Here is a 339-nt window from a genome sequence, read left to right as displayed (position 1 = left end):
AGAAAACGGGCCGTGCACGGTCCAAAAGAAAAGACCGCTTAGACGCGCTCCGGCGCGTTCGTGCCTCCGCGCGACGGGGGTCGGCGGATCGGTGCAAGCGCCGATTTTGGCCTGCCTTCGGGCACGCTATCATCTTCTGCGATTTCTGGGACTGCCGTCCCGTGGCGGATGGTGCGGAGGTCGTCGGGGTGGTTATCGCATTGTCTCTGCTTCTCTTTTCGCTGCCGCTGGCCGTCCCGCGCGGGAACTGGTGCAACGGGCGGATGTGGGCATCCGCCCGAAAGCATAAACCCCTACGACCACCCGGGTAGCGCGTAGCGAAGCGGAACGCGCGGAAAG

It is taken from the genome of Oscillibacter sp. KLE 1745, assembly GCF_000469445.2.
GTDB classification, from domain to species: domain Bacteria; phylum Bacillota; class Clostridia; order Oscillospirales; family Oscillospiraceae; genus Oscillibacter; species Oscillibacter welbionis.
The sequence above is the reverse complement of the archived record's forward strand: the minus strand, read 5'-3'. Positions refer to the sequence as shown.